We start from the raw sequence: 20,438 nt of genomic DNA on the forward strand, positions 1-20,438 counted from the left end.
GCGCTCATGCATTCGGTCATTCAGGCGCTTGGGCTGGTGCTCGATCCGCAGGTGCTTCTCACGGTGGTGCTCGCCTCGCTGTTCGGCCTGTTCGTCGGCGCCGTCCCCGGCCTGACGGCGACCATGGCGACGGCGCTGCTCGTGCCGATCACGTTCTTCATGGATCCCCTGTCGGCCGTTGCCGCCATTGTGGCCTGCACGGCGATGGCTATCACCGCCGGTGACATTCCGGGCTGTCTGCTGCGCATTCCCGGCACGCCAGCCTCGGCCGCCTACACGGACGAGACTTTTGCCATGACGAAACGCGGCCTCGGCGCGCAGGCGCTCGGCGCGAGCCTCGTTTCCTCGGTCATCGGTGGCATCGTCGGCACCGTCGTCCTCATCCTCGCCGCGCCGGCGCTGGCGCGCATCGCCCTGCAGTTCTCGAGCTTCGAATATTTCTGGCTCGCGCTCATCGGCCTGTCCTGCGCCGCCTTCGTGAGCTCGGACGACGCCTTGCGCGGCTTCGTCTCCCTGCTCATCGGCCTCTTCATCGCCAGCGTCGGCATGGACGGCGTCAGCGGCACGCCGCGCTTCACGCTCGGCGTCACGGAGCTCCTGGGCGGCATCAGCTTCATTCCCGCCATGATCGGCATGTTCGCCGTCTCCGAGATCCTGAACAGCCTCGTCCGCGGCACGGCGCGTGAGCGCTTTGCCGCGACGCAGAAGGTTACCGGCATCTTCCGCGGCATCCTCGGCCTCATCCGTCACTACTGGCGCAACGTGGCGCGCGGCTCGGTCACGGGCACGCTGATCGGGGTCCTGCCGGGCGCCGGCGGCGACATTGCCGCCTGGATCTCCTACGCCACCGCCAAGCGCTTTTCGAAGACGCCCGAGAAGTTCGGCACCGGCCATCCCGAAGGCGTCATCGAGGCAGGTGCGGCCAACAACGGCGGTCTCTCAGGCGCGTGGGTGCCGGCGCTCGTCTTCGGCATCCCGGGCGATGCTGTGACGGCGATCGCCGTCGGCGTGCTCTTCATGAAGGGGCTCAACCCCGGTCCGCGGCTGTTCGAGGCGCAGGCGGAGATGCTCTATGCCGTCTTCATCATCTTCCTCATCGCCAACCTGTTGCTCCTGCCCTTCGGCTGGGCGGCGATCCGGCTCGCGAGCCGCATCCTGACCGTGCCGCGCCCGCAGCTGATGGCGATCATCCTGCTCTTCTGCGTCGTCGGCTCCTTCGCCATCAACAACACCGTCTTCGACATCGGCCTGATGCTCGGCTTCGGCATCCTCGCCTTCCTGCTCAACCTCGCCGGCTTCCCCGTGGCGCCCATCATCCTCGGCATCGTGCTCGGGCCGCTGCTCGAGCAGAACTTCCTGACCTCGATGGTGATTGCGGGCGGCGACATCACCGGCTTCTTCGAGCGCCCGGTCGCCGCCGCGCTCGGCGTGGCCGCCATCCTCATCTGGGCGGTGCCGCTCGGCCTCGCCGGCCTGCGCCTCCTGCGCGGCGGCACGCGCGCCGCAAAGCCCGCGGAGAACAACTCATGACGAAACGCGTGATCGCGGTGGGCATCGCGGTGATGGACAAGATCTTCTCCGTGTCCGCCATTCCGGACGAGCCCATCAAGGTCTTCGCCACCGGCTACAGCGAGATCGGCGGCGGACCGGCCGCCACCGGCGCGGTGACGGTGGCGCGCCTCGGCGGCGAGGCCGTGCTGTGGGCGCGCGTCGGCGATGATCCCGTGGGCCGGCGCATCATCGAGGAACTGGGCGAATGGGGCGTCAGGCCCGCAATCCGCCTCCTCCCCGGCGCCCGCTCCGGCGTCTCGGGCGTGCTCGTCGACAAGGAGGGCGAGCGCCTGATCATCGCCTTCGCCGATCCCGGGCTCGACACTGATCCCGCGTGGCTGCCCCTTGCCGAGGTCGCGGCGGCGAATGCCGTCCTCGCCGACATGCGCTGGCCGCGCGCGAGCGAGATCGTGCTCGATGCGGCCCGGGCGGCCGGCGTGCCGGCGGTGCTCGACGCGGATCTTGCGTCGGACGACGTCGCCCACCGGCTCGTCGCGCGCTCGGACTATGCCGTCTTCTCGCGCCCGGCGCTCACGCGCTTTGCCGGGACGGACGATATCGCCGAGGGGCTCCGGGCGGCGGCGCAGGTCTGCCCCGGCCGTGTCGGCGTCACTCTTGGCGGCGAGGGCTTCGCCTGGCTGGAGGGGGAGAGCCTGGCCCGCGAGCCGGGCTTCACCGTCGAGACGGTCGACACCCTCGGCGCGGGCGACGTCTTCCACGGCGCCTTCGCCCTCGCCATCGCGGAGGGGCGCGACATGCGCGCCGCGGCGCGCTTCGCCAATGCCGCCTCCGCTCTCAAATGCACCCGGCGTGGTGGCCGTGCCGGCATTCCGGATCGGGCCGAAGTTGAGGCCCTCATGTCTTTGTCCGAGGAGGTATGATGACTGTTTCCGCAGGCAAGTTGCGCGGGTTGAAGAGGCTCGCCGACGACAGCGGGCGCTTCAAGATGGTCGCCGTCGACCAGCGCCCGCCCATCCTGAAGGTGCTCGGTGAGAAGCTGGCGCCGCGCCAGCCGGGCTACGACGAGGTCAGCGCCGTCAAGGCGCTGCTCGCCCGCGTGCTGACGCCGCTGGGCTCGGCCGTGCTGATCGATCCCGACTACGGCTACAGCCGCGCCGTCGACCACATCCCTGCCCGGCGCGGCCTGCTGATCACGCTCGAGGATTTCCGCTTCGAGGAAGACGAGCGCGGCCGCCGAACGCGGCTCTATCCCGGCTGGGACGTCGGCAAGATCAAGCGCATGGGTGCAGACGGCGTCAAGCTGCTGCTCTGGTATCGCCCCGACGCGGCGCGCGAGGTCGTCGCCCACCAGCAGGCGCTGGTGCGGCAGGTGGGCGAGGCCTGTGCGCGCTACGACATCGCCTTCCTGCTGGAGCTCCTCGTCTATCCCTTTAAGGGCGCCAGCAATCACACGACGGATTACATCGAGGATCGTGAGAAGCGCCCCGATCTCGTGCTGCAGAGCCTCACGGACTTTGCGGACCCGGCCTATGGCGTCGACATCTACAAGCTCGAAAGCCCGGTGCCGGCCGGCGCTCTGCCGGATCCCGCAGGCAGCGATGCCGCGGTGGCTGAGACGGAGCAGCTCTTTGCGCGCATGGCCGGGCTCATCGACAAGCCGTGGGTGATGCTGAGCGCCGGCGCCGGGATGGAGGAGTTCCGCCGCGTCCTCAGCTATGCCTACCGGGCCGGCGCCAATGGCTATCTTGCCGGCCGCGCTATCTGGTGGCCGGCCTTCCGCCATTACCCCGACCTTCAGGCAATGGAACGAGAGTTGGCGTCGGACGGCATCGGCTATATGAAAGATATAAATCGATTAACAGACGATTCCGCCCGGCCGTGGCAAACGGCCGCTGCGTTTGGAGGCGCGCCGGGGCTGGCCGACGCGGGACATGATTTCCCCGGGCGCTACGCGGGCTTCGGTTCGCAGGCTGCCTGAGGTGCGGGGCCGGAGGCGCGCCGCCTGCGTGGCGGTTCGCGCCGAACCGATGGAAAACGATCGCCGGAGAGCTGTGGGTGAGCCGCGCCGGCGGTCCAGGCTAGGGAGATGAGACCGATATGTTGAATGATCTCAAGGGCAAGCGCGTCCTCATCACGGGCGCGAGCACCGGCATCGGCGCGGCGACGGCCGTGGCGTTCGGCCGGCTCGGCAGCCATGTCGTCGTTCACTACAATTCGAGCGAGGACGACGCCAAGGCCGTCGTCGAGGCCATCCGCAAGGCGGGCGGCAAGGCCGATATGCTCAAGGGCGACGTGAGCACCTCGGCTGAGGCGATCCGCGTCGTCGACGAGGCGGCCGGTGTCCTCGGCGGGCTCGACGTGCTCATCAACAATGCCGGGGCCCTCGTGCAGCGCATGTCCCTGACCGAGATCACGGACGATTTCTACGACCGGGTGCTCGACCTCAACGTGCGCTCGGTGGTGATGGCCTCGAAGGCGGCCGTGCCGCACCTCAAGAAGGCGGGTGGCGGCACCGTCATCAACACCAGCTCCATCGCCGCGCGCAACGGCGGCGGGCCGGGCGCGGCACTCTACGCAAGTTCCAAGGCCTTCGTGTCGAACCTGACGCGCAACATGGCCAAGGAATATGCCAGCGACAACATCCGCGTGAACGCGGTCGCCCCAGGCGTCATCATGACCCCGTTCCACCAGCGCTTCTCGACGGCCGAGATGCTTGAGGCCATGCGCAAGACCATCGTCATGGGGCGTATCGGCGAGCCGCAGGACTGCGTCGGCGCCTATGTCTTCCTCGCCTCGCCCGCCATGAGCGGCTACATCACCGGCCAGGTCATCGAGGTCAACGGCGGCCAGCTGATGCCCTGATGTGCCAGGGGAACAGGGCAGGCTTTCCCGGCGAGCATAAGGTAGCCACGAAGCGGTCCGATCCTGCAGGATCGGGCCGCTTTTCTTCGGGCAGGGGACGGTCGCTCAAAAGCTCACGCGACAACCGCCTTGCCGTCGCCGCGCAGGCGGCTTTCACGCAGCGCACCGGCCTCGTCGAGGATGGGGTAGGCGACCGACGTGATATGGGCGTTGATCTGCTTGAGGTCGCGCAGGACGTCGAGGTGCAGGGTGCTCGACTGGATGCTCTCGATGCGTCCTTCGCGCAGGCGCTCCAGGTGCCGCTCGGCCGACAGGCGTTCCATGTGGCGCACGTCCACCTTCACCTCCACCAGCTTGCGGGCGAGGTCGATGTCGCGGCTGATGAAGATGCTCTGCGCGATGCGCAGGTTCTCCAGCGTGCGCGCGTGCAGTTCCTCGATCTCTCCCATGCCCTCGCGCGAGAAGCGCAGGCCGTACTTGATCTTCTTGGCGATCATGTCGAGCAGGCTCTTGTCGATGATGTCGCCGATGTGCTCGAGGTTGATGGCGTAGGAGATGATCTCGGTCGCCTTGCGTGCATCCTCGTCGTCGAGGCCCTCGTGCCCGAGGCGCGAGAGATAGAGCTTGACGGCCTGCTGCAGCGCATCGACCTCGTCGTCCATCTTGGCGATTTCGTTCTTGAGCTTGGCATCGTTGTTGCGCAGCGCCTCAAGACTCTTGACCAGCATCACCTCCACCACGTCGCCGATGCGCAGCGTCTCGCGGGCAGCGCAGCTCAGCGCCACGACCGGCGTATCGAGGGAGGAATCGTCGAGATAGCGCGGCCCCAGCCGGTCGATCGGCTGGGGTGGCATCAGCCGCTCTGCGAGGCGCGCGATGAGACCGACGAGCGGCAGGAAGAGGAGAGCGAGCAGAATGTTGAAGGCAAGATGCACGTCGACGGAGAAATTGCCGGTCAGCGCCGCGGCCCGGGCGAGATAGCCGTCGATGGGGCCGATGAGCGGCAGGGCGAGCAGGCAGCCGGCGCCGCGCACCGCGAGATTGCCGAGGGTGACGCGCCGCGCGAGCGGGCCATAGCCCGCCGTGGCCAGCGCCGGCGGCACCGCCCCGCCGAGATTGGCGCCGAGGACGAGCGCGACGACGAGCCCCGCATCCATGTTGCTCGAGGCGGCCAGCGAGGCGACGAGCAGCACGATGGCGAGGCTCGACGAGGCGACGAAGGCGAGCACCGCCGCCACGAGAAGGCCGATGACGGGCGCGGCGCCAAGAGCGGCGAGCAGGCTCTGCAGTGCGGACGAGGCGCGCATCGGCTCCGTCGCCGCGCCGATGAGCTGCAGCGACAGGAGCATGAGCCCGAGGCCTATGATGGCGCGGCCGATGGCCTTGGGGCGCGAACTGTCGCTCGCCATGAAGGTGGCGACGCCGCACAGGATCAGCACTGGCGAGAGCCAGTGCAGATCGAGCGCGAGAAGCCGCGTCACCAGCGCCGTGCCGACATTGGCGCCGAGCATGATCGCCTGCGCCATCGCCGTTGTCATCAGCTCCCGGCTGGCGAAGGAGGCGGTGATGAGGGCGGTGGCCGTGCTGCTCTGCACGGCGATTGTTGCGGCGAGGCCGGCGAAGAAGGCCTTGAAACGATTGGTGGTGCCGAGCGCGATCCAGTGCCGGAGGCTCGAGCCGAAGGCGCGGGTGACGCCGGTCTTGACCATGCGCAGGCCCCAGAGCAGCAAAGCCCCCGCGCCGAGAAGGTCGATCAGCACCAGATTTGCCGACATTCAACGCTCCCTTGTCGCCAAGCCGGCCCTGTCCAGTTGCTTCGACCGGTGTCCGTTCCTTCTGCCGGTGCCGGCATCTTACTGTAAGCCGGCTATTTGACCATGCTTTGCCAGCGCGCCACGGTTGCATCCTCGAGCGGCGCGTGCGCGAACCAGCAATGCCGGACGATGGTGACGTGGCCGCTGTCGATGGCGGTGTTCTCGTCGCCGGGCGACAACGTGTGCGGCCGTCCGCGGCGGATGCGGCAGGTGATTCGCTCGCCGTCCTGTGCGGTCACGTCCATGGCCGCGGCGATCTTGTCGCGGCCGATGCACGCGCCGGCGAGCGGGGCCGGCAGGTCCTTCGGCAGGTTGACCGAGAGCCAGGTGCCCTCGTGGTGCCAGTCGTCGCGCGCCGCCCACAGGAGGTCGATGAGCGCCCGCACCGCGTCCTGCTCGCGCAGGCCCATTTCGCCGCCCTTCGTGCGCGAGAAGGCAAGGGCGGGCAGGCCCCACATGGCCGCTTCGCGGGCGATGGCCATGGTGCCGGAATAGGCCATGTCCTCCCCCACGTTGCGCCCGTCATTGATGCCGGAGAGGACGAGATCAGGCGGTGTCTCCGCCATCAGCACCGACAGGGCGGCGACGACGCAGTCCGCCGGCGCGCCCGAGCAGGCATAGGTACGGATCTCCCGGCGCGTCAGCACGATGTCTGTGTCAAAGGAGAGCTGGTGGCTCGCCGCCGTCCATTTCCGCTCCGGCGCGACGATCCACACCTCGTCGCCGCGCGCCCGTGTGGCCTCGGCGAGAAGCGCGAGGCCGGGAGAGGCGATGCCGTCGTCGTTGGCGATGAGCACACGCATGGAGACCTTCAGATGTCGAGGCTCGCGCCGGTCGCAAGATCGGCACGGAGGAGGGGAATGTGCGCGGCCAGGGCGCGGAGCATCGCCGGGTCGCAGGAATGGCCAAGGACGATGCGCGCGCCGCTGGCGGCGACGATGGCGCGGTTCTCCCCGAGCGTCGGGTGGGTCGGCAGGCGGTTCCAGGCGGCGCGCCCGGCCTGCACCATCCTGTCGCCGGGGCTACCCTTCGGCAGGTGGCCGGTGAACAGCACAGGATGGTCCTGCCGTTCGGCGAGGGGCAGGATCGTGGCGGAGGGGCCGGACATGCCCATGCCGTCATGGCAGAGGAGTGCGGCCTTCGGCAGCGGCTCGCCCTCCCGCCAGTCGGCGGCAGCCGCGAGGCGTTCGGCGAGGCGGTCCCGGATGCCGGGGTGCAGCCATTCCTGCGCGGCAAGCTGTGCGGCAAGGGATTCGCGCATGTCGGGGGCGAGCGCGATCGGTTCGGGCAGGATGGCGAGCAGCTCCAGCGAGCGGCCGGCCAGCGGCGTCGGCAGCACGCAGCCCTGCGGATGCCGCGCCACGAAGGCGGCGACCTGCCGCGCCCGCTCGCGCGCCGGCACGTCGTCGTCGCCATAGGAGGCGTCGATGGCGATGGCGTCGCAGGGCGGCAGCGGATCCATCATGAAGACGGGGCTTTCGGGCACCACATCGCCGCAATAGGCGAAGCGCCGCGCGCCGTCGTCGATGACGCACCAGGATCCGCCGACGATGTGGCCCGAGCGGCCGGTGGTCACGGTGAAGGGGCCGAGCGCGACGGTGCCGCGCGCCGGCAGGGTCTCGACCGCGGCCGCGCGCGCCCGCTCGCGGTCCGCCGGCGCCGCATAGCCAGCCCATGCCAGGTCCGCGTCGCGCACTGTCTCGGCGCCCATCAGGATCCGGCCGGCAAAGCCCTGCGCGATGGCCCAGCCGAGCGCCGTCACATGATCTTCATGGGCATGGGTGATGATGAGCGCATCGGTGGCCGCAAGAGCGGCGGGGGAGACGCGCGGGTAATAGTCCGCGTCGTCCATACGCACGCTCGTGTTGATGCCCGCGTCGAGCATCAGGCGATAGCCCTTGCTCTCGATGGCGAGGCTCGTGCGGCCTTTTTCCCCGAAGCCGCCGAGAAGGTGGATCCTCATTGGCTTGAGCTTTCGGTCTCCGCCGGCAGCACCCAGCCGTCGTGCACGGCGATGTCGACGACGTCGCCCGGGCCGTGGTGGAAGGGCTCCGGTACCTCGAGATGCACGGTGATGTCGGGCGCCCGCACGAGGCTTGCCTCGAGCCGGAAGAAGCCGCCCTGGTAGACGGTCCGCACGATATGCGCCGCAAGGCCGGGTTCACCCGGCCCGGCGATCGCGAGATCGCGCGCCCTGAGGCATACCTTCGCATGGCCAGCCTTCTGCAGGGGCGAAGCGCGCAGCGAGAGCTCCAGGCCGTGGATGCGGCCCCGGCAGCGGCCTTCGCTGTCGGCGGCAGCGACCTCGGCGGGCAGCACCATGCCCTCGCCAATGAAGCGGGCGACAGTCTCGTTGGCCGGCTGGCGGAACAGGTCGGACGGCGTCGCGAGCTGCAGCAGCCGGCCCCGGTCCATCACCGCGATGCGGTCGGCGAGCGCCATCGCTTCGGCCTGATCGTGGGTGATGTAGATCATTGTTGTCGCCGTGCGCTCGTGGAAGCGGGCGAACTCGTCCTCCATCGCTGCGCGCAGATGCACGTCGAGATTGGCGAGCGGCTCATCGAGCAGCACGAGTGAGGGTTCGGTAACGAGGCAGCGCGCGAGCGCGACGCGCTGGCGCTGCCCTCCGGAGAGGAGGCCCGGGCGGCGCTCGGCGAAGGTCTCGAGCCCGACGAGCGCGAGTGCCTCCCTGACGCGGCGCGTGCGCTCGGGGTCCTTCACCCCCGCCACCTTGAGGCCGTAGGCGACATTGTCGAACACGCTCATGTGCGGCCACAAGGCGTAGGACTGGAAGACGATGCCAACGCGCCGATGCTCCGGCGGCACATGCTGGCGGGTGCCGGACACGACCGTGTCGCCGATGCGAATCTCGCCGTCGTCGATCTGGTCGAAGCCGGCGACCTGCCTGAGCAGCGTGGTCTTGCCGCAGCCGGAGGGGCCGAGCACGGCGAGGAATTCCCCGTCACGGACTTCCAGCGAGACGGCGTCGAGGGCGCGGTAGTTGCCGAAGTTCTTGGAGACCCGGTCGATGGTCAGTCGCGCCACGGCAGTACTCCCTGGGGCAGCTTGCGAGCGAAGAGAAGGGTGGAGAGCATCAGCGCCAGCGTGACGATGACCGTCAGTACCGCGAGGGCGGCCGCATAGGTCGAATCCCCGCCCTGCTCGAAGGAGAAGACGACGACACCAAGCGTCTCGTTGCCGGACGACCACAGGAGGGCCGAGACCGTGAGCTCGTTGAAGGCGGTGAGAAAGACGAGGAGGGCACCTGCCGTTGCTGCCGGGGCGACGAGCGGCAGGATGATGGTGACGAGCCGACGGATGAGCCCGGCGCCCGCGACCTGCGCCGCCTCTTCCAACGTGCGGTCAAGCTGGTGATAGCCGCTGGCGACCGGGCGAAGCCCGAGCACGAGGAAGCGCGCCACATAGCAGAAGAAGATGATCCAGATGGTATTGTAGAGCGAGATGCCGAAAACCGGCAGCGGCTTCAGGAAGATGAGGATGGCCGCAATGGCGAGCACCACGCCCGGCAGGGCATAGGGCAGCTCCGCCGCGAGGTTCAGCAGGCGCAGCATGCGCGAGCGCCGCCAGACGAGGAAATAGGCGAGCGGCACCGAGACGACGACGATGACGAGCGCGGCGGCAGCCGACAGCCCGAAGCTGTTGGCGAAGGCGCGCTTAGAGCCGGCATGGTCGAACATCACGTATTCGTAGTTCTCGAAGGTGGCCGTCGCGGCATTGAGCGGCACGCCGTAGCCCGGCACGAGAGAGGTGGCGAGAAGCCCGGCGAGTGGCACCACGAGGATGAGCAGGACGAGCCCCCATAGCAGGATCTCGCTCGGCAGCCGCCAGCCTCGCAGCTCGAAGGGGCGCGCCGCCGTCGAGGTCGTGGTGATGCGGAAGTCGCGCCGGCGCAACATCACGTCCTGCAGGATGATGCCGGCCATGGCGATGGCGCCGATGAGGGTTGAAAGGACGGCCACTTCGGAGAGGATGCCCGGGCCGAGCCCGGCGAGGCGCTGGTAGATCAGCGTCGGCAGCACGAGGTAGTTGGCGGGAATGCCGAGAAAGGCCGGAATGCCGAAATTGCCGAGGCTCGAGACGAAGCACAGCGCGATGCCCGCGACGAGCGGCGGCGTCATCAAGGGCAGGATGATGGTGCGCAGCACCGTCAGCTTGCCGGCCCCGGCGGCAAGGCCCGCCTCGATCAGTTCCTTCGGCAGGGCACGCAGGCCTGCGCGCAGCGTCAGGAAGACGAGGGGGGCATACTGGATGCCGAGCAGCAGGATGATGCCCTCGGCCGAATAGAGCGGGTTGCGCGTGCCGAGCGGCGGGGCAAGCCCCAGCATGTTGAGGAGGGCGCTCGACGGCCCCGTCACCTGTAGCCAGGCGAGCGCCGTGACCTGCGGTGCGATCATCAGCGGCAGCACGAAGCAGAAGACGAACGCATTGCGCGCCCGCATGTCCGTGAGGGCGACGAAACAGGCGACGATGCTTCCGATGACGACGGCGAGCAAGGTGCCGCCGAGCGTCGTCACCAGACTGTTGCGAACAGCCGCCCAGGTGGTCGGATCGGAGAGGACCGAGCCGACGACGCCCGACGAGAGGGCGCCGCCCGGCGCGATACCCTCGATGACGAGGCGTGCGAGCGGCAGGATGGAGAGGATGGCGACGAGGACGACGAGCCCCCACAGGAGTGTGAGATCCCCGCCGCGCATGGCCTTGGCAGCACTGCCGCTCATGGTGTCCGCGACCCATCCGGCTCAGTTGCCGAACATGTCGGCGAAGCGCTTCTTGTCCGCCTCGGTCGTCTCGACGACCTTGGCGATATTCGTCGCCATCAGCTGGATCTTCGTGCCTTCCGGCAGCCATTCGGGATTGGCGATGCCGGCCTTGGCGGGCACGTAGCCCATGGAAGCGGCGAGCTTCTGGCCCTCGTCGGAGAGGATGAAGTCGACGAAGGCCTTGGCGGCGGCCTCGTTCTTCGTGGTCTTGAGGATGGCGACCGGCTCGGTCACCGCCGGCACGCCCTCGGCCGGGAAGACGAAATCGACCGGCGAGCCCTTGGCCTTGGCATTAAGCGCCATGAAGTCGACGAGAACGCCATAGGCCTTCTCGCCGCTCGCGACCGACTTCAACACCGCGCCGTTGCCGCGCACGGCCACTGCGTCATTGGCCTTCAGCCCCTCGTAGAACGACCAGCCGAGATCGGGATTGTCCACGATCGTGCCGAGCATGATGGCGGCCGCGCCCGAATAGAGCGGGCTCGGCATGGAGATCTGGCCCTTGTAGGAGGCCTTGGTCAGGTCCTTCCACGACGTGGGCTTCTCGGCCGCGCCCGTATTGTAGGCGATGCCAGTGGTGATGAGCTTGGAGCCGAAGTAGGTCTTGTCGGCGTCGTAGGTCTCCTTGTCGAAGCCTTCGACCTTCGCCTCGGCGTAAGGCAGAAGACGGCCGTCCTTCTTCAGCGTCTGCATGCTGGCGGCATCGGCGATGAGCAGGACGTCGGGGCGCGGGTCGCCAGCGGTGAACTCGGCCGCGAGCTTGCCCATCACTTCGGTGGTGCCCGACCGGAAGATCTCGACCTCGACGCCAGGATAGGCCTTCTTGAAGGCCTCGGTCGTCAGGCTCGCATCCTTCTCGGGCTGCGAAGTGTAGAGGACGAGCTTGCCGGACGGCGCCTGCGCGAGGGCGGGGGCGAGGGCGGCGGCGAGCACACCGGCGACTGCGAGGGTGTGGCGGGTCAGCGTGTTCATGAATTCTCCTCCCATTGTGGGCCGGGCTGCGCAGGATGCGCGAAGCCGGCATTCCTATCGTCCCGGCATATTGTTTTTGTGACGATGGATTCTCTTATATTTCTGACGGTTATCTCACAGAAGCACCTCCGGGTATTCGATGGCCTCGCGAAGGTCCGCCATGAAGCGTGCGGCCGTGACACCGTCGACGATTCGATGGTCCGACGACAGCGAGAAGGTCGCCATCGGTCGAAGCACGATCTCGCCGTGGCGGCCAACCGGCGTGTCCACCGTGCGGCCGACGGCGAGGATCGCGCTCTCGGGCTGGTTGATGATGGCCGTGAAGCTGTCCACGCCGAACATGCCGAGATTCGAGAGGGTAAAGGTGCCGCCGCGCATGTCCGCCGGCTGGATGCTGCGGCTCACCACCGCCTCGCGCAGGCGTCGGAAGTCGCGCGTCAGCTCCGCAAGGGTCTTGCCTTCCGCGCCGCGCAGCACCGGCACCACGAGATCGCCGTCGCGCTCCATGGCGATACCGATGTTGACGGCGGCGTGAAGGCGGGCCGCATCGCCCTCGACGCTCGCGTTGAGCATGGGGTGGCGCGGCAGGATGCCGGCGACGACGCGCGCGAGGAGCACCGTGAGGCTCGGCTTGACGCCTGTCATCTTCTCGATGCGCGGGCCGACGCGTTTCAGCAAAGCCTGCAGGGCGCTCATGTCCATCTGCGCCGTCATGTAGAAATGCGGCGCGACCCGCATGCTCTCGGAAAGGCGGCTCGCGATAATGCGGCGCACCGGGCCGAAGGGGACGAGTTCGCCTTCCGTCGGCGCTTCGGCCGGCGCCCGTGCCGCGACCGGCGCAGGCGCGGGGGGGTGCGCCTTCGCGAGATGGGCGAGGACGTCCTTCTCCGTGATGCGCCCGCGCGGTCCCGAGCCCGACACCTCGTCGATGGCGATGCCGTTGAGGCGCGCCGTCCGGCGGGCGAGCGGCGTCGCGCGGATGCCGTCGCTCTTGGCGGACGCAGGCTGGCCGTTCGCCGTCCGCGCAACGGTCTCCCCTCCCCCTTGTGGAGAGGGGGTGGGGGCGGGGGGCGTGACGGACGATGATGGCGGCCCGCCGGGCTGCGCCACTTCGCCCGGGGTGAGGGACCTGCTCGGTGCTCGCGCCGACGGCGCGGCAGCTGCGCCCGCCTCCTCACCCTCCTGAAAGATCCACGCCACGGGCGTGCCCACTGCGATCGGCTCGCCGGACGCGGGCACGAGGTTGCGGATGATGCCGCTCGCCGGGGCCTCCACCTCCATCACGGCCTTGTTGGTGCCGATCTCGAAGAGGATGTCGCCCTGCTTGACGGCATCACCCTCGGCGACCTTCCAGGCCTCGATGGAGCCGGTCTCCATGTCCATGTCGACCTTGGGGAGGATGACCTCGACGGGCATCAGGCATCTCCCCTGGCAAGGCGACGCGCGGCGGCGAGGATATCCTCTTCCTGCGGCACGGCTGCCTTCTCCAGCACCGGGTTGTAGGGCAGGGGCACCTCCGCCCCGCCGAGGCGGACGATCGGCGCGTCGAGGAAGTCGAAGGCGTCGCTCTCGGCGATCATGGCCGATATTTCGGCGCCGATGCCCATGGTCTTAACGCCCTCGTAGACCACCATCAGCCGGTGCGTCTTGCGCACGCTCGCGGCGATGGTGTCGAAATCGATGGGGCGCAGGCTGCGCAGGTCGATGACCTCGGCGTCGATGCCTTCCTCCGCCAGCTTCTGCGCGGCAGCCGCGGTGCGCACGGCCATGATCGACGAGCCGACGATGGTGAGGTCGCGGCCCTCGCGCCGGACCGCCGCCTTGCCGATCGGCACGCGATAGTCGCCCTCCGGCACATGGCCCTTCGTCTTGTAGAGCAGCTTGTGCTCGAAGATGAGGACGGGATTGGGATCGTCGATGGCGGACAGCAGCATGCCCTTGGCGTCGTGTGGGCTCGACGGTTGGATGACCTTGAGGCCCGGCACGTGGGCGAACCACGCCTCGAGGCTCTGGCTGTGCTGCGCCGCCGCGCCGGTGCCCGAGCCGCCAGGCAGGCGCACCACCATCGGCACCTTGGCCTTGCCGCCGAACATGAAGCGGATCTTGGCCGCCTGGTTGACGATCTGCTCCATGGCGAGCGTCACGAAATCCGAGAACTGGATCTCGAGCACCGGCTTCATGCCGGTGATCGCCGCGCCGACCGCCGCGCCTGCGATGCCGAGCTCGCTGATCGGCGTGTCGATGACCCGCTCGGTGCCGAAACGATGCACGAGATCGCCCGAGACGCCGAAGGCGCCGCCGTAGACGCCGACATCCTCGCCGAAGAGGAAGACGCGCTCGTCAGCCTCCATGGCGATGGCCAGCGCCTCGCGAATGGCTTCGGCATAGGTGAGTTCGCGCACCGCGCTCTCCACGGCGGCCTCAGTCAGCGTAGACATCGCGGGTCAGGTCCTTCGGATCCGGGTCGGGGCTCGCCTTGGCAAAGTCGAGCGCAGCGTCGATCTCCGCCTGCGCCGCCTCCTCGATGGTCATCAGCGCCTCGGGCGTGAAGCGCTCGTGCGCCGTAAGCTCGGCTTCGAGGCGGCGGATGGGGCAGCGGCTGCGCCATTCCTCGATCTCTTCCTTGGTGCGGTAGAGATTGCGGTCGCTCTTGGAATGGCCGCGCAGGCGATAGGTCTTGCATTCGATGAGCGTCGGCCCGCCGCCGGCCCGCGCCCGCTCGGCCGCCTCGCGCGCCACCGCCGCGACGGCGGGCAGGTCGTTGCCGTCGACGACGACGCCCGGCATGGCATAGGCCACGGCGCGGTCGGCGACGTTGGGCACCGCCATGGCGCGGCCGATGTCCATCGACATGCCGTACTTGTTGTTCTCGCAGACGAAGAGGATCGGCAGCTTCCAGATCGAGGCCATGTTGAGCGCTTCGTGGAAGGCGCCCTCGTTGGAGGCACCGTCTCCGAAGAAGACGACCGCGACCCGGTCGAGCTTCTGCGCCTTGATGCTCATGCCGACGCCGACAGCGATGGGCAGGCCGCCGCCGACGATGCCGTTGGCGCCGAGATTGCCGCCGTCGACATCCGCAATGTGCATGGAGCCGCCGCGCCCGCGGCAATAGCCGTTCTCCTTGCCGAAGAACTCGGCGAACATGCGCGCCGGTTCCGCCCCCTTGGCGATGCAATGGCCATGGCCGCGGTGGGTGGAGAGGATATAGTCCTCGTCCATCAGCGCCAGCGTCGCCCCGACAGCGCTCGCCTCCTGCCCGATCGACAGGTGCATGGTGCCGTGGATGAGGCCGCGCATGTAGCTTGCCTCGGCCGCCTCCTCGAACTTGCGGATGAGGTGCATCTTGCGCAGCACGCCCCGCATCGTCTCGTCGTCGATGGCCGCCAGCTCCGGCCGCTGGTTGGGCCGCCTGGCGGAGGTGTCGGTGTCTGCTTTCATCGCGTTTCCAACTCGCAGCTCGTTTCGGCCCCTATGCGCCGATGCTCCCTCTCCCCGCCTGCCGGGAGAGGTGCTATCCGTCGGCGTCGTCAGTCTCACCGCCCCTCGAGCCCGGCGACGAAGGCGTCCTGCTCCTTGCGCACCTTTGCGATCATAAGGCTCTCGTCGGGAGCGCAGTTCTCGTAGGTGAGATACTCGCCCCTGCGCACCGGCCGGGTGACCTTCGCCCCTTGCGCGAGGCCGATGGGGAGCGCCTTCAGCGAGAGCGCATCCGCTCGGGAGAGAGCGATGCCGCGGTAGCAATACTCGCCGATGGCATCGAGCGTCTCACCCGCGGCGAGGTCGCGCTTGGCGACGGCGCCGACTTCCGCGCTTGGCACCGGCAGCGGCCGCATGAGGCTGCGGCCGTAGATGACCGCGTTCGCCGCCGACAGCGGCACCTCGATGCTGGTGAGATGATAGGGCCGGTAGAAGGTGTAGTAGGGCCCTTCGCCGAGGTGCAGGTCCTCCATCCGCTCGCGGATGCGCGGATGGCGCATCTCGGCGATGACGAAGACCCCCGGCGCGACGCCGCGCGCCACGGAGAAATCGACGACGCCGCGGCGCGACAGGAGGCCCCCGTCCTCCCGCGGGCACAGCACCTTGTGAAGCTCCTCGCGCGGCGCGGCGGGGCCGTGCATGCCCGGCAGGTCCGGTACCAGGCCAGCGGCATTGGCGACGGCGACCATCTCGACCATGGTCTTCGAGCCATCGACGAACTCCACCAGCATGCGCGGGTTCATATTGCGCCGGTGCGCCTCCTCCTCGTAGGCGTCGGGCGTGGCGTCGAACTTCAGCGGGTTGTTCTTGCCCTTGCCGGCGGCGACGACGGGATAGCCGAGGCTGCGCACGAAATTGATCAGCTCCATCGTGCAGCAGGGTTCGTCGCCGGCGGCGAGCGTGTAGACGACGCCCTTCTCGTCGGCCTTGGCCGCCAGATAGCTGCCGATGGTGATGTCCGCCTCGACGTTCATCATCACGATGTGCTTGCCGGCGGCGATGGTGGCGAGCGCGACCATGGCCCCGACATTGGGATTGCCCGTCGCGTCGATGACGACGTCGACGCCCTCGGCGGCGCACACCGCTTCATAGGACGGGGCGACGGCGAGGCGGCCTTCGCGGATCGCTGTCGCCACCTCGGCCGGGTTCACCGCGGTCGTCGGCTGCCGGGCGCTGCCGCCGGCGATGGCGCAGGCCTCGCTGACCCGCTCGGCGATGGCATCGGCCGCAGCGACGATCTCGATGCCGGGCATCTGCGTCGTCTGCACCACGATGTCGGTGCCCATCTGGCCGACACCGATGAGGCCCACACGGACCGGCCGTCCCTCGCGCTCGCGGCGCAGGAGGGCATCGACGAGGGAATCGTCGCTGGCACGCCCCGCAGGCGTTCTGGTGTCCATGAGCTGTTCCCCTCTCAACGGCGCTTCCGTGACGTGCCGCGACCGGCACATTTGTACATTGCAACGAACATAAATTCATGAACGATTGCGCGTCAAGCGGGATGCAATGTACGCCGCGCGCTTGCCTCCCGCCGCACTTGCAGTCACTGTCGCGACCGATTGGATGAATGGGAAAATTGTTGCCGATGCGTGCCGAGAAGCTTGCCCGCCAGGAGGTTCAGCCTTCGTCCGACATGAAGGTGCGGGCGGCTTGGCTCTATTATGTCGAGGGCCTCACGCAGGAACAGATCGCGCAGACTATGAACATCGGCCGCATCAAGGTCGTGCGCCTGCTGGCAGCGGCGCGCGAGGAGGGGCTGGTTCGCATCCGCATCGAGGCCAAGGGCGCCGAGCAGATAGCGCTGGAGCGCCGCCTCGTACGTGAGCTCGGCCTCGGGGAAGCGATCGTGGTGCCGGCGGCCGCCGACGAGGCCGACACCGCGACGCTCGTCGGCCACGCGGCCGGCAGCTATCTCAACGACCAGGTGCGCGACGGCATGTCCATCGGCATCGGCTGGGGCGCCACCCTGCACATGAGCCTCAAGGCCCTCGGCAACGGCCGCTACGACAATCTCTCCGTCATCTCGCTCATGGGCGGGCTCACCCATTCGCGCACCATCAACCCGTCCGCGGTGGCCCGGCGCGTGGCCGATGCCTTCGGCGCCGAATGCTACCAGCTGACGGCGCCGATCTTCGTCGCCAATGAGGCGGTGCGGGCGCTCCTCTGGGAGGAGCCGGGCCTGAAGGAGCTGCTCGACAGGGCGCGCCGCGTCGACATCGCGCTCGTCAGCGTCGGCAACGTCAGCGAGGAGGCGACGCTCTTCCGCCAGGGCCTGCTGCCGCGTTCGCAGCTCGAGAGCCTGCGCAAGGCCGGCGCCGTCGGCGACGTGCTGTGCCATTTCCTCGATGCCGAGGGCAATGTGGTCGACCATCCCTTCAACCGCCGCATCATGGCGATCGACCTCGACGACATCCGCCGCATCCCCAAGGTCGTCGTCGCCGCCGGCGGCTACAGCAAGGTGCGCGCCATCCGCGCCGCGCTGAAGGCGACCTCGGCGAGCGTCCTCGTCACCGACGAGCCGGCAGCGCTGGGGCTGCTCGAGGGCTGAAGGCGGATAACGCCATCAATTCCGGGCCTCCTTATTCCGGACAGTCGCGACACGTCAGTCCGCCCTTCACACCTGGCGCACCCTCGTGCCCCGGACGCGCCGCAGCATGAAATGATGCGGCGCAGAGCCGGGGCCTATTCATGCGGGCCTTCGGCACATTCATGTGCTGGTTTCCGGGTCGCATTCCGCTTCGTGGCATGCGCCCGGGAAACGCGGTTGCTTTCGGTTGCCGCGGCGTGAGGTCCGCCCGACTGCCGACTGCCACATCAAACACATTGACGACCGTATAAACAAATGTACACTCATTTGTGCAAGACACGAACAAACGTGCGGCATAGGGGAGGAACGCATGAATTTCTGGCAAAGCGCGCTTCTCGTTCTCGGCGTCCTGTGGGCGCTGCAGAGCCTCGGCACCTACCTGCAGATGCGCCACTACCGCCGCATGCTCGGCGACATCACCACGCGCTGGGCCGACGGCTATGTCGGCGTCGGCGTCGCCAAGGCGAGCTTCGGCCGCGGCGTCATCGCCATGCTGGTCGTCGGGGCAGACGATCTGGTGCGCGAGGCCCTCGTCATGGAAGGGCGCAGCGTCTTCGCCAAATTCGCGCCCCTGCCGGATCTGACCGGCATGCCGGCCGCCGAGCTGCGTGTGGGCACGCCCTTTGCCGGGGCCGCCAACCGCGCCGCCGCCTTCCGTCAGGCACTGGAGCAGGTCGATCGCCTGCGCACGGGACGCGCCGAGGCGCCTGAACCGGGCTGCGTGGCCGTGCCGACGCCCGTCATCGCCTGACGCGGGGCGCCGGGAAGCCCTCGGCGGCGGTCGCCGCGAGGGATCGATCAAGCAAGGCAAAATGTCTGGGGAGGGTGAACCATGTTGGAATGGCTGGCCGGAGGCGCCGAGGCCTTCATCGGCGTGTTCAACGAGGGCGGAAAGGTCTTCATCGCCTTCGTCACGGGTATCCTGCCGACGCTGATCGTGCTCCTGACGGCGGTCTACGCCATCATCGAGCTCGTCGGCGAGCAGCGCGTGCACAAGGTGGCGCGCTATGCGGCGGGCAATGTCTTCACGCGATACACCATCCTGCCGCTGCTGGCGGTCTTCTTCCTCACCAACCCGATGGCCTACACCTTCGGCGTTTTCCTGGAGGAGAAGCACAAGCCGGCCTTCTACGATTCGGCCGTGTCCTTCGTGCACCCGATCACCGGCCTCTTCCCCCATGCCAATCCGGGCGAGCTCTTCGTCTGGCTCGGGGTTGCGGCCGGTATCACCAAGCTCGTGGAGAACGGCACCGCGCCCTTCTCGCTCGCCAAGCTCGCGCTCTTCTACTTCGTCGTCGGCCTCGTGGTGATCCTGCTCAAGGGCATCGTCACCGAGTGGATCACGAAGATCATCGCGCGCCGCGAAGGCGTGACGCTCTGAGCCGCTGTGCTCGTGACGCGAAAGAAGGAGCACGGACATGTCGGACAGGCAGTTCAAGGCCGTCAGGATCGAGCGCGGCGCGCGCGGATGGGGCGGGCCCCTCGTCATTCAGCCCACGGCGGAGCGTGACAAGGTCGTCGCCGTCACCGGCGGCGGCATCCCGGAGGTCGCCCGGCGCATCGCCGAATTGACCGGCGCGACGGCGATCGACGGTTTCACCGCGCCGCCCCTCGAAAGCGAGATCGCCGTCGTCGTGGTCGATTGCGGCGGCACCGCCCGCTGCGGCGTCTATCCGCGCAAGCGCATCCCGACGGTGAACCTCACGCCCGTCGGCCAGTCGGGGCCGCTCGCCCAGTTCATCACCGAGGACATCTATGTCTCCGGCGTGACGGTGGATTCGATCCGCCTCGCCGACGGCAGCGAGGCGGCCGCGCCGGCCGCCGCAGGGGCGCCGCCGGCGGGCGCCAACCCCTTCGCCGCGCCGGCCGGGGCGGCCATGCCGGCGGCGGAATCGGGCGGCCTCGTCGGCTTCATCACCGGCATCGGCCGCTCGATGGGCCATGTCGTCGGCGTCCTGTTCAACAGCGGCCGGCGCTCGATCGACCAGGTCATCCGCAACGTCCTGCCGTTCATGGCCTTCGTGACGATGCTCATCGGCGTCATCAACGCCACGGGCATCGGCAACTGGCTGGCGCACCTGCTCGAGCCGCTGGCGGGCAACATCTTCGGCCTCCTGGTGCTCTCGGCCATCTGCGGCCTGCCGTTCCTGTCGCCGGTGCTCGGGCCGGGCGCGGTCATCGCCCAGGTCATCGGCGCGGCCATCATCGGCCCGGCCATCGGCAACGGCACCATTCCGCCCGCCATGGCCCTGCCGGCGCTGTTTGCCTACAACACCCAGGTCGGCTGCGACTTCGTGCCCGTGGGCCTCGCGCTCGGCGAGGCAAAACCCGAAACCATCAAGATCGGCGTGCCGGCGGTTCTCCTGAGCCGCCAGATCATGGGGCCCGTTTCCGTGGTCATCGCCTGGCTCGCCAGCTTCGCGCTCTGAAGAA

At 68.5% G+C, this 20,438-nt stretch carries 17 protein-coding genes and 1 pseudogene; 8 read left to right on the forward strand and 10 right to left on the reverse strand.

Annotated elements, in window-relative coordinates; all coding sequences use genetic code 11:
* Positions 1-6 precede the first annotated feature (6 nt).
* The 4 genes from ASC46_RS16035 (at position 7) to ASC46_RS16050 (ending at position 4,374) form a co-directional block, all read left to right on the forward strand.
* Positions 7-1,530 carry a tripartite tricarboxylate transporter permease gene (locus ASC46_RS16035; protein WP_055460315.1) on the forward strand — a complete coding sequence of 508 codons (1,524 nt, stop codon included), beginning with the start codon at positions 7-9 and terminating at the stop codon, positions 1,528-1,530.
* On the forward strand, positions 1,527-2,432 hold the full coding sequence (locus ASC46_RS16040; RefSeq protein ID WP_055460316.1) for a PfkB family carbohydrate kinase: 906 nt from the start codon (positions 1,527-1,529) through the stop codon (positions 2,430-2,432). Before ASC46_RS16035 ends, ASC46_RS16040 begins: the two co-directional genes overlap by 4 nt.
* The gene (locus ASC46_RS16045) at positions 2,432-3,490 is read left to right on the forward strand and encodes a tagatose 1,6-diphosphate aldolase (protein WP_055460317.1); all 1,059 of its coding nucleotides are present in this window, start codon (positions 2,432-2,434) and stop codon (positions 3,488-3,490) included. Before ASC46_RS16040 ends, ASC46_RS16045 begins: the two co-directional genes overlap by 1 nt.
* Positions 3,491-3,609: 119 nt before the next feature.
* On the forward strand, positions 3,610-4,374 hold the full coding sequence (locus tag ASC46_RS16050; protein WP_055460318.1) for an SDR family NAD(P)-dependent oxidoreductase: 765 nt from the start codon (positions 3,610-3,612) through the stop codon (positions 4,372-4,374).
* Between the two features lie 113 nt (positions 4,375-4,487).
* Here the strand turns inward: ASC46_RS16050 and ASC46_RS16055 are convergent, their stop codons facing one another.
* The 10 genes from ASC46_RS16055 to ASC46_RS16100 all read right to left on the reverse strand — a co-directional run bounded on the left by ASC46_RS16055 (position 4,488) and on the right by ASC46_RS16100 (position 16,818).
* On the reverse strand, positions 4,488-6,149 hold the full coding sequence (locus tag ASC46_RS16055; RefSeq protein ID WP_055460319.1) for a Na/Pi cotransporter family protein: 1,662 nt from the start codon (positions 6,147-6,149) through the stop codon (positions 4,488-4,490).
* A 92-nt stretch (positions 6,150-6,241) separates the two neighbouring features.
* Positions 6,242-6,991 carry a 5'/3'-nucleotidase SurE gene (gene surE, locus ASC46_RS16060; protein ID WP_055460320.1) on the reverse strand — a complete coding sequence of 250 codons (750 nt, stop codon included), beginning with the start codon at positions 6,989-6,991 and terminating at the stop codon, positions 6,242-6,244.
* Positions 6,992-6,999: 8 nt separating this feature from the next.
* The gene (locus ASC46_RS16065; protein WP_055460321.1) at positions 7,000-8,151 is read right to left on the reverse strand and encodes an MBL fold metallo-hydrolase; all 1,152 of its coding nucleotides are present in this window, start codon (positions 8,149-8,151) and stop codon (positions 7,000-7,002) included.
* Positions 8,148-9,233 (reverse strand): ABC transporter ATP-binding protein, encoded by a 1,086-nt coding sequence (locus ASC46_RS16070; protein WP_055460322.1) that lies wholly within the window; start codon positions 9,231-9,233, stop codon positions 8,148-8,150. Before ASC46_RS16070 ends, ASC46_RS16065 begins: the two co-directional genes overlap by 4 nt.
* Positions 9,221-10,927 (reverse strand): ABC transporter permease, encoded by a 1,707-nt coding sequence (locus tag ASC46_RS16075; RefSeq protein WP_055460323.1) that lies wholly within the window; start codon positions 10,925-10,927, stop codon positions 9,221-9,223. The genes ASC46_RS16070 and ASC46_RS16075 overlap by 13 nt, the downstream gene beginning before the upstream one ends.
* Positions 10,928-10,948: 21 nt before the next feature.
* Complete coding sequence (locus tag ASC46_RS16080; protein ID WP_055460324.1) at positions 10,949-11,941, reverse strand: ABC transporter substrate-binding protein; 993 nt, start codon at positions 11,939-11,941, stop codon at positions 10,949-10,951.
* A 114-nt stretch (positions 11,942-12,055) separates the two neighbouring features.
* Positions 12,056-13,357, reverse strand: coding sequence for a dihydrolipoamide acetyltransferase family protein (locus ASC46_RS16085; RefSeq protein ID WP_055460325.1), 1,302 nt, complete (start codon positions 13,355-13,357; stop codon positions 12,056-12,058).
* Complete coding sequence (locus ASC46_RS16090) at positions 13,357-14,355, reverse strand: alpha-ketoacid dehydrogenase subunit beta (RefSeq protein ID WP_055460409.1); 999 nt, start codon at positions 14,353-14,355, stop codon at positions 13,357-13,359. Before ASC46_RS16090 ends, ASC46_RS16085 begins: the two co-directional genes overlap by 1 nt.
* A 7-nt stretch (positions 14,356-14,362) precedes the next feature.
* Entirely contained in the window at positions 14,363-15,379 is a 1,017-nt protein-coding gene (locus ASC46_RS16095; protein WP_055460326.1) for a thiamine pyrophosphate-dependent dehydrogenase E1 component subunit alpha, read from the reverse strand.
* A gap of 95 nt (positions 15,380-15,474) precedes the next feature.
* Complete coding sequence (locus ASC46_RS16100; RefSeq protein ID WP_055460327.1) at positions 15,475-16,818, reverse strand: NAD(P)H-dependent oxidoreductase; 1,344 nt, start codon at positions 16,816-16,818, stop codon at positions 15,475-15,477.
* A 185-nt stretch (positions 16,819-17,003) separates the two neighbouring features.
* On the opposite strand from ASC46_RS16100, the gene ASC46_RS16105 reads away from it, so the two are divergent.
* The 4 genes and pseudogenes from ASC46_RS16105 (at position 17,004) to srlE (ending at position 20,434) form a co-directional block, all read left to right on the forward strand.
* Positions 17,004-17,966, forward strand: a complete 963-nt coding sequence (locus ASC46_RS16105; RefSeq protein ID WP_055460328.1) for a sugar-binding transcriptional regulator — start codon at positions 17,004-17,006, stop codon at positions 17,964-17,966.
* Positions 17,967-18,315: 349 nt separating this feature from the next.
* Positions 18,316-18,756 (forward strand): transcriptional regulator GutM, encoded by a 441-nt coding sequence (locus ASC46_RS16110; protein ID WP_055460329.1) that lies wholly within the window; start codon positions 18,316-18,318, stop codon positions 18,754-18,756.
* A gap of 111 nt (positions 18,757-18,867) precedes the next feature.
* A pseudogene (gene srlA, locus ASC46_RS16115) lies at positions 18,868-19,386 on the forward strand (PTS glucitol/sorbitol transporter subunit IIC); the annotation flags it as partial.
* Between the two features lie 37 nt (positions 19,387-19,423).
* A complete protein-coding gene (srlE, locus tag ASC46_RS16120; protein ID WP_055460330.1) occupies positions 19,424-20,434 on the forward strand; it encodes a PTS glucitol/sorbitol transporter subunit IIB in 1,011 nt (336 codons plus the stop codon).
* The last annotated feature ends 4 nt before the right edge of the window (positions 20,435-20,438 follow it).

Origin of the sequence: Chelatococcus sambhunathii, from assembly GCF_001418005.1 — a bacterium.
GTDB lineage: Bacteria > Pseudomonadota > Alphaproteobacteria > Rhizobiales > Beijerinckiaceae > Chelatococcus_A > Chelatococcus_A sambhunathii.

Bases quoted from the DNA above. Each gene is read 5' to 3' on its own strand.
- ASC46_RS16045 (WP_055460317.1), top strand. From the start codon at position 2,432: ATGACTGTTTCCGCAGGCAAGTTGCGCGGGTTGAAGAGGCTCGCCGAC.
- ASC46_RS16075 (WP_055460323.1), bottom strand. From the start codon at position 10,927: ATGAGCGGCAGTGCTGCCAAGGCCATGCGCGGCGGGGATCTCACACTC.
- ASC46_RS16095 (WP_055460326.1), bottom strand. From the start codon at position 15,379: ATGAAAGCAGACACCGACACCTCCGCCAGGCGGCCCAACCAGCGGCCG.
- ASC46_RS16040 (WP_055460316.1), top strand. From the start codon at position 1,527: ATGACGAAACGCGTGATCGCGGTGGGCATCGCGGTGATGGACAAGATC.
- ASC46_RS16085 (WP_055460325.1), bottom strand. From the start codon at position 13,357: ATGCCCGTCGAGGTCATCCTCCCCAAGGTCGACATGGACATGGAGACC.
- ASC46_RS16110 (WP_055460329.1), top strand. From the start codon at position 18,316: ATGAATTTCTGGCAAAGCGCGCTTCTCGTTCTCGGCGTCCTGTGGGCG.
- ASC46_RS16055 (WP_055460319.1), bottom strand. From the start codon at position 6,149: ATGTCGGCAAATCTGGTGCTGATCGACCTTCTCGGCGCGGGGGCTTTG.
- surE (WP_055460320.1), bottom strand. From the start codon at position 6,991: ATGCGTGTGCTCATCGCCAACGACGACGGCATCGCCTCTCCCGGCCTC.
- ASC46_RS16105 (WP_055460328.1), top strand. From the start codon at position 17,004: ATGCGTGCCGAGAAGCTTGCCCGCCAGGAGGTTCAGCCTTCGTCCGAC.
- ASC46_RS16080 (WP_055460324.1), bottom strand. From the start codon at position 11,941: ATGAACACGCTGACCCGCCACACCCTCGCAGTCGCCGGTGTGCTCGCC.
- ASC46_RS16065 (WP_055460321.1), bottom strand. From the start codon at position 8,151: ATGAGGATCCACCTTCTCGGCGGCTTCGGGGAAAAAGGCCGCACGAGC.
- srlE (WP_055460330.1), top strand. From the start codon at position 19,424: ATGTCGGACAGGCAGTTCAAGGCCGTCAGGATCGAGCGCGGCGCGCGC.
- ASC46_RS16100 (WP_055460327.1), bottom strand. From the start codon at position 16,818: ATGGACACCAGAACGCCTGCGGGGCGTGCCAGCGACGATTCCCTCGTC.
- ASC46_RS16035 (WP_055460315.1), top strand. From the start codon at position 7: ATGCATTCGGTCATTCAGGCGCTTGGGCTGGTGCTCGATCCGCAGGTG.
- ASC46_RS16050 (WP_055460318.1), top strand. From the start codon at position 3,610: ATGTTGAATGATCTCAAGGGCAAGCGCGTCCTCATCACGGGCGCGAGC.